A 6,481-nucleotide genomic window follows, 5' to 3' on the forward strand; every position below is an offset into this window, starting at 1 on the left:
ATTGTTCCGATTACAAATAATAATGTTATTTTTGGTAAATTATTTCTCAAAGCACTTTTTAAAAGTTAGTCAAAAATACAATTTTTATGGTTAGTAAAAACCAAATTAAACGAATAACCAGTTTACTACAAAAAAAATATAGAAAACAAGAACAACTTTTCTTTGTAGAAGGAGTAAAAGGAGTTCAAGAATTACTCGATTCTAATTTTGAATTGGTTGAATTATTTACGACAAATATTGAGCTGTTTTCAGTTGACAAAAGCAAAGTTTATGTCATAACAGAAGTTGAATTGCAAAAAATTAGTGCTTTGACTACACCCAATACTTGTTTAGCACTTTTTAAAATTCCAGCGACTGTTGCTTTTGAAGAAAAAGGGCTAATTGTAGCTTTAGACGATGTGCGCGATCCCGGAAATTTAGGAACAATTATTCGTTTATGTGATTGGTTTGGTATTAAAACATTGTTTTGTTCTGAAGAATCAGTAGATGTGTATAATCCAAAAGTAGTTCAGGCAACTATGGGCTCAATCAGTCGTGTAAATGTTGTCTATGGTAATCTTGAACACTTATTGTCTGAAACAAAATTACCGGTTTTTGGTACTTTTATGGATGGAAAAAACATTTACAAAGAACAATTGCCGTCCGAAGGAATCATTGTGATGGGAAATGAAGCCAATGGAATTTCAAAAGCGATAGAAAATTTAGTTTCGCAACGCATTGCTATTCCAAGATTTGGCGAGTTGCAGGCAACCGAAAGTTTAAATGTAGCCACTGCGACTGCTATAATTTTGAGCGAGTTTAAACGATAATTGTATTAGTGAAACGTAAAATTTACAAAAAAGCCTCGGGTTTTCATGGCTTGTACATTTCCAGTCCACGGACTTCCTGGTGTATTGTCTCTAATTAATTCGTCATTCATACTGAAAACTCCTCTAATCGATGGCGAAAACACAAAATATTCTAAGTAAATATCAATTCCAAAGCCCACTTCATAGAAATTAGTCCATTTGGTCATTCGGAATCGATCATTATAATTGTCTTCCTTTAATTTATGATTACTTCCCAAATTCAATGCGGTAGACATTCCTCCCACTAAATAAGGACGAACATTTCCAGCACGCAAAGCAGAATATTTCAACAACAATGGGAAAAAGATATAGGTCGATTTTACTTCGCGTAAACGATCACTTTTATCGGTGATGTCTGGATAGGTTAAATTACGTTGGGTGATATATAAACCAGGTTCAAATCGCAAATCAAAATATTCGGTAAGGCGTAAATTTCCAACCAATCCTACATTAAAACCAGTTGTTGATTGCACCTGTATATCTTCTGCAACCGATAAATAATCAAATTTAAAGTCCAAGCTATTGAAGCCTAAATAGTAACCCCAATGGAGGCGTTGTTTGTTCCAATTTTCTTTATTCACAATTGGATTTTTGCCAAACATACCGCCTTGTGCCAGCACAATTTGAGTGAAAAGGAAAAAGAAAACCAGTTTTTTCATATTATTTTTTTGATGCTGTATAAATAGTAGCCACACCCATTGTTTGAGGCAAATGTTCTACTTCTATAAACCCAATTTTTCTTAAAATATTGTTCAACACTTCGCCAAATGGAAAATTTTGTGCCGAATTAGATAAATAGGCATACGCTTTTTTGTCATTTGAAAACAGGTTACCAATAGTAGGCATTACAAAATTTGTATATAAAAAATACCCTTGTTTAAATGGAAATTTTGTAGGTACCGACGTTTCTAAAATAATAAATTGACCACCCGATTTCAAGGTGCGTAAAATTTCCGACAAGCCTTTTTCTAGATGTTCAAAATTACGAACGCCATAAGCAACCGTAATCACATCAAAATAATTATCGGCATAAGGAATGTTTTCGCCATCACCTAAAACCATTTGAATTTTAGTGTCTAATTTTTGGGCTTCAATTTTTTGTTTCCCAATGTCTAACATGCCTTGTGAAATATCTAAACCAATGATTTCTGTTGCTGAAGTAGTAGCAAACAAAATCGCTAAATCACCTGTACCAGTAGCAATATCTAAAATTGTTGAAGGCTTTTTAGCACCTACCATTTTAAGAATTTTTTGCTTCCATTTTGCATCCGTACCAAAAGAGATGATTTTATTTAAATCATCGTAATTTTCAGAAATAGTGTCAAACATTTGAGCCACTTGCTCTTTTTTGCCTAATTCTGAATCTTTGTATGGTTTTATGTTTTTTGACATTTTACAAATTTTGAATGGCAAAAGTACGGATAAAAATTCAATGTGTCAATGAGACAATGTGTCGATGAGGCAATTAGTCAATTAGCCAATTTGCATTAGTCGAATTAAAGGTGTTTTAACAATACTGATTTTAATAAATTTAAAAAATCTGTAATAATCCGTCAAATCTTTATCATCTGCGTTCTAAAAAAAGGTAACACAAAGTTCCACAAAGTTACGCACGAAGTTTCTCAAAGAATTTAAAAAAATCTGTGAAAATCTAAGAAATCTGTGTCATCAGCGTTCTAAAAATCACCTTCTAACATACGTTAAAAAAGTAAAATCAAATGCATGTTTCTCGTCTTTTGGGTGAAATTCTTCAAACACTAATTCCCATTGATTTGTATCAATTTCTGGGAAAAAAGTATCGGCTTCTACAGTAGTATGTACGCGAGTTAGCTCTACTTTGTCAGCAATATCAATAGATTGTTTGTAAATTTCGCCACCGCCAATAATAAAAACTTCTTCATTTATTGGACAAAGTGCTATGGCTTTTGTTAAGTTTGAAGCCACAAAACAACCTGCTGGAACTTCATAATTTTCTTGTCTTGTGATGATAATGTGCGTGCGATTTGGCAACGGTTTTGGGAAACTTTCAAAGGTTTTTCTTCCCATAATAATAAAATGTCCCGAAGTTAAAGCTTTAAAACGTTTAAAATCGTCTGGTAAATGCCAAACCAATTGGTTGTCTTTACCCAAAGCATTGTTCTCTGATGCGGCTGCGATTATGGTGAGCATAGTTGAAAAATTGATGTGCTAAGGTAGTGTTTTTTAATGAAATATTTAAAATGGCGAGTAGCCATAAATAGTTATTTAACTTCTCATGGCTTGGCAAGGTTGCGAATTTCGTAACCGTTTATTTTCCACTAAAATAATATTTCTTGCGAAAGAAAAATGTGAATTTTGCTCATTTTTCTCAATTTCTTGATATCGCTGTTAGCGCTAGGTTTTATAATTAGTGGCTATTTATAAAGTTATTAAACTCGTTCTTTGCGGTTGGACTTTCAAATAGAGAACCGTGTTCACCACCAACAATTTCAACAAACTGTCTATTTTGACAATTTGTACAATTTAATACATCTTGTTTAAAAGTTGGCCAAGAATACAATTGAATAGGAGTGTCACTTAGTCCTTGAATAAATATAATATCAGACTTGAATCCATCTGTGAAATTAAGTAATGACCTTTGAAAGTAGGCATTTGGATTACTTGTTGTCGTGCCATATACATTTTCAAGTTTGGTACAGACAGCACCTGATTGAACTTGTCCATTTTCTTCTAATTGACATCTGTAAACAAGGTTTAATGGTCCTGGCGCATTAGCAATTACACCATTTGTTTGATGCATCGTATTAAGTCGTGTTACAATATAGCCTCCTTGAGAGTGTCCGCCCAAGAATACTTTATTTACAGTAATACCTAATTCTTGACTTGCTTTATTTTTCAACCATAAATAAGCGGCTTCGCATTGAACAATATTATCGCCTAATAATAAATTTTCTTGGGGATATGCAACACTTACAATCATCATATTATCTCTGTCTAAAATACCTTTGAATTTGTCAAGAGTATTATTTGCAGCAGTAATTATGCTACTATCATACATTACTGTGCCATGGAATACCAGCAATACATCAACTTCATTTAAAGCAGGTTTGTCAATTACAACATCAACATTAATATTATTATAAGTAACAGTCTTTGTTATTCTGTAAGCAGAAGGTTGAACTGTAGCTGTGTTATTATCACACGAAAAGAAAATCAATGCCAATAATATTAGTAATCTCATAAAAGTAAATTTGTAAATATTCTATTGGACTGTTCTCATTTAAAATGGTTTAATCTTCAAAGGCAAGTTTACCGCTAACTAATAAATATCCTCAAGATACGTTATGTGTTATCTAATTCTTATACCGCCACAGCACCTTTAATATGCTCGTGTGGGTCGTAGCCTTCTAAAGTGAAATCGTCAAAAGTGAAATCAAAAATGTTATTAATTTCTGGGTTCAATTTCATTATTGGTAATTTTCTGGGTTCACGACTCAATTGTAAATTCACTTGTTCTATATGATTGTTGTAAATATGAGCATCACCAAAAGTATGGATGAATTCACCAGATTCTAACCCACAAACTTGTGCTACCATCATCGTAAATAAGGCATAAGACGCAATATTAAACGGAACGCCTAAGAAAATATCGGCACTGCGTTGGTACAACTGGCAACTCAATTTGCCGTCGGCCACATAAAACTGAAAAAAAGCATGACAAGGCGGTAAAGCTGCTTTTCCATTCGCGACATTTTCCGAAAACGAAACGGTAGTGTCTGGTAAAACAGAAGGGTTCCAAGCTGAAATTAACATTCTACGGCTATTTGGATTGGTTTTTATGGTTTCGATTAATTCGGTAATTTGGTCAATTTCTTCGCTATTCCAATTTCTCCATTGATGTCCATATACTGGTCCTAAATTACCGTTTTCATCTGCCCAAGCATCCCATATCTTTACACCATTTTCTTGTAAATATTGAATATTTGTATCACCTTTTAAAAACCACAGCAATTCATAAATAATGGATTTTAAATGTAGTTTTTTGGTTGTTACCATCGGAAAGCCTTCGCTCAAATCGAAACGCATTTGGTAACCAAAAACACTCAAAGTTCCTGTTCCTGTTCGGTCGCCTTTTTGATTGCCGTTTTCTAAAACGTGTTTTACTAGGTTGTGGTATTGTTGCATATTTTTAGGTAATCAGTTTAAACCTATCGGGTTTTTAATTTAATGATTGAAAGCTTCTACGTCTTTTAGGTCGTGTTTGTGTTTGAATAATATTGCAAAAGCAACAGTTATAATTAAAGCATAAATGGCAAAAGTTAGCCAAATGTTATGCCAGTCTTTTCCTGCTGGAGTTGTGAAAAAAGTATCTATTAAATACCCACTTCCTAAACTTCCTAAAATCGCTCCAAAACCATTAGTCATCATCATGAATAAGCCTTGCGCTGAAGAACGAATTTTAGAATCAGTTGTAGTTTCTACGAATAAAGATCCCGAAATATTAAAGAAATCAAACGCTAATCCGTAAACTATATTCGACATAATTATCATCCATAAACTTCCAATTGGATCGCCATAAGCGAAAAATCCAAAACGCAAAACCCAAGCAATTAAACTGAAAAGCATTACTTTTTTTATTCCATATCTTCGTAAGAAAAACGGAATGGCTAAAATGAATATGGTTTCAGAAATTTGAGAAATAGACAATACAATATTTGCCGATTTTACCACAAAAGTTTCTGCATATTTTGGTATGTTTTCAAAATCTTTAATATACGTTTCGCCATACATATTGGTTAATTGTAAAGCGGCACCTAAAAACATACTAAAAATAAAAAACATAGCCATTTTAGACTCTTTAAACAATTTAAAAGCATCTAAACCGAAAATTTGAGAGAATGTTTTGTTGGTTCTTTCATCTTTAGTCGGCTCAATTTTTGGTAAGGTGAAAGAAAAAATACCTAAAACAAAAGCAAAAAACGAAGCAATATAAAACTGATTGCATTCTACTGGCATATTGGTTACAGAAGCAATAGCTTTTCCTACTCCAATCCCGAAAGAAAATGGCGGATTTACGTTGCTAAATAAATTGGTACACCACATAGCAACAATGAAACCAATGGTTCCCCAAACTCGAATAGGCGGATAATCTTTAATAACATTAAAATTGAATTTTTTTAGAACAGCGTATGATAGAGAGTTTGACAACGATAAGGTTGGCATATAAAATATCATTCCAATAAGTAATACCCAAAAGAAAGTGGAAGGACTATCAATAGCGGGTAAGAAAAGTAAAATTATACCATAAAGAATATGATGTATTCCGTATAATTTTTCAAGATTTAAATATTTATCTGCGATAATTCCAGATATAGGTGGCATAATAATAGAACCTATCCCTAAAGTTGAAAAGACTATTCCAAACTCAGCTCCAGACCATTGTTTAAATCCAAATCCATAACTTGCAAGAGTTGTTAGCCAAGCACCCCAAACAAATAATTGTAAGAAACTTACAATAGTTAATTTTAATTTTACATTCATAATGCTATTGTTAATGGATTAAGATTCTTTTTTTGAGATCGCGTCTCTTATGTTAGCGGCTTTTTCATAATCTTCGTTTTGCACCGCAATTTCTAATTGGTCGTATAATTCTT

General features: G+C 32.9%; 8 protein-coding genes. 1 reads left to right on the forward strand and 7 read right to left on the reverse strand.

What is annotated here, in order from left to right:
- Positions 1-86 precede the first annotated feature (86 nt).
- Positions 87-809: a TrmH family RNA methyltransferase gene (locus ACIQZC_RS08100; protein WP_396138729.1), complete on the forward strand. Its 723-nt coding sequence runs from the start codon at positions 87-89 to the stop codon at positions 807-809.
- A gap of 5 nt (positions 810-814) precedes the next feature.
- Here ACIQZC_RS08100 and ACIQZC_RS08105 read toward each other — a convergent pair whose 3' ends face one another.
- The 7 genes from ACIQZC_RS08105 to ACIQZC_RS08135 form a co-directional block, all read right to left on the reverse strand.
- Entirely contained in the window at positions 815-1,507 is a 693-nt protein-coding gene (locus ACIQZC_RS08105) for a porin family protein (RefSeq protein WP_396138730.1), read from the reverse strand.
- 1 nt (position 1,508) lies between these two features.
- Positions 1,509-2,240 carry a bifunctional demethylmenaquinone methyltransferase/2-methoxy-6-polyprenyl-1,4-benzoquinol methylase UbiE gene (gene ubiE, locus ACIQZC_RS08110; protein WP_396138731.1) on the reverse strand — a complete coding sequence of 244 codons (732 nt, stop codon included), beginning with the start codon at positions 2,238-2,240 and terminating at the stop codon, positions 1,509-1,511.
- A 291-nt stretch (positions 2,241-2,531) separates the two neighbouring features.
- On the reverse strand, positions 2,532-3,017 hold the full coding sequence (locus tag ACIQZC_RS08115) for a dihydrofolate reductase (protein WP_396138732.1): 486 nt from the start codon (positions 3,015-3,017) through the stop codon (positions 2,532-2,534).
- Positions 3,018-3,234: 217 nt separating this feature from the next.
- A complete protein-coding gene (locus ACIQZC_RS08120; protein WP_396138733.1) occupies positions 3,235-4,068 on the reverse strand; it encodes an alpha/beta hydrolase family protein in 834 nt (277 codons plus the stop codon).
- Between the two features lie 119 nt (positions 4,069-4,187).
- The gene (locus tag ACIQZC_RS08125) at positions 4,188-5,012 is read right to left on the reverse strand and encodes a thymidylate synthase (RefSeq protein WP_396138734.1); all 825 of its coding nucleotides are present in this window, start codon (positions 5,010-5,012) and stop codon (positions 4,188-4,190) included.
- A 39-nt stretch (positions 5,013-5,051) separates the two neighbouring features.
- Positions 5,052-6,368, reverse strand: coding sequence for a nucleoside permease (locus ACIQZC_RS08130; RefSeq protein ID WP_396138735.1), 1,317 nt, complete (start codon positions 6,366-6,368; stop codon positions 5,052-5,054).
- A gap of 18 nt (positions 6,369-6,386) precedes the next feature.
- A partial coding sequence (locus ACIQZC_RS08135; RefSeq protein WP_396138736.1) for a UvrB/UvrC motif-containing protein occupies positions 6,387-6,481 on the reverse strand: 95 nt, incomplete at its 5' end.

The sequence above is a fragment of the Flavobacterium sp. genome (assembly GCF_044338735.1).
Taxonomy (GTDB): domain Bacteria; phylum Bacteroidota; class Bacteroidia; order Flavobacteriales; family Flavobacteriaceae; genus Flavobacterium.

Coding starts and splice junctions, on each gene's coding strand:
- ACIQZC_RS08115 (WP_396138732.1), bottom strand. CDS start 3,017: ATGCTCACCATAATCGCAGCCGCATCAGAGAACAATGCTTTGGGTAAA.
- ACIQZC_RS08130 (WP_396138735.1), bottom strand. CDS start 6,368: ATGAATGTAAAATTAAAATTAACTATTGTAAGTTTCTTACAATTATTT.
- ACIQZC_RS08120 (WP_396138733.1), bottom strand. CDS start 4,068: ATGAGATTACTAATATTATTGGCATTGATTTTCTTTTCGTGTGATAAT.
- ubiE (WP_396138731.1), bottom strand. CDS start 2,240: ATGTCAAAAAACATAAAACCATACAAAGATTCAGAATTAGGCAAAAAA.
- ACIQZC_RS08105 (WP_396138730.1), bottom strand. CDS start 1,507: ATGAAAAAACTGGTTTTCTTTTTCCTTTTCACTCAAATTGTGCTGGCA.
- ACIQZC_RS08100 (WP_396138729.1), top strand. CDS start 87: ATGGTTAGTAAAAACCAAATTAAACGAATAACCAGTTTACTACAAAAA.
- ACIQZC_RS08125 (WP_396138734.1), bottom strand. CDS start 5,012: ATGCAACAATACCACAACCTAGTAAAACACGTTTTAGAAAACGGCAAT.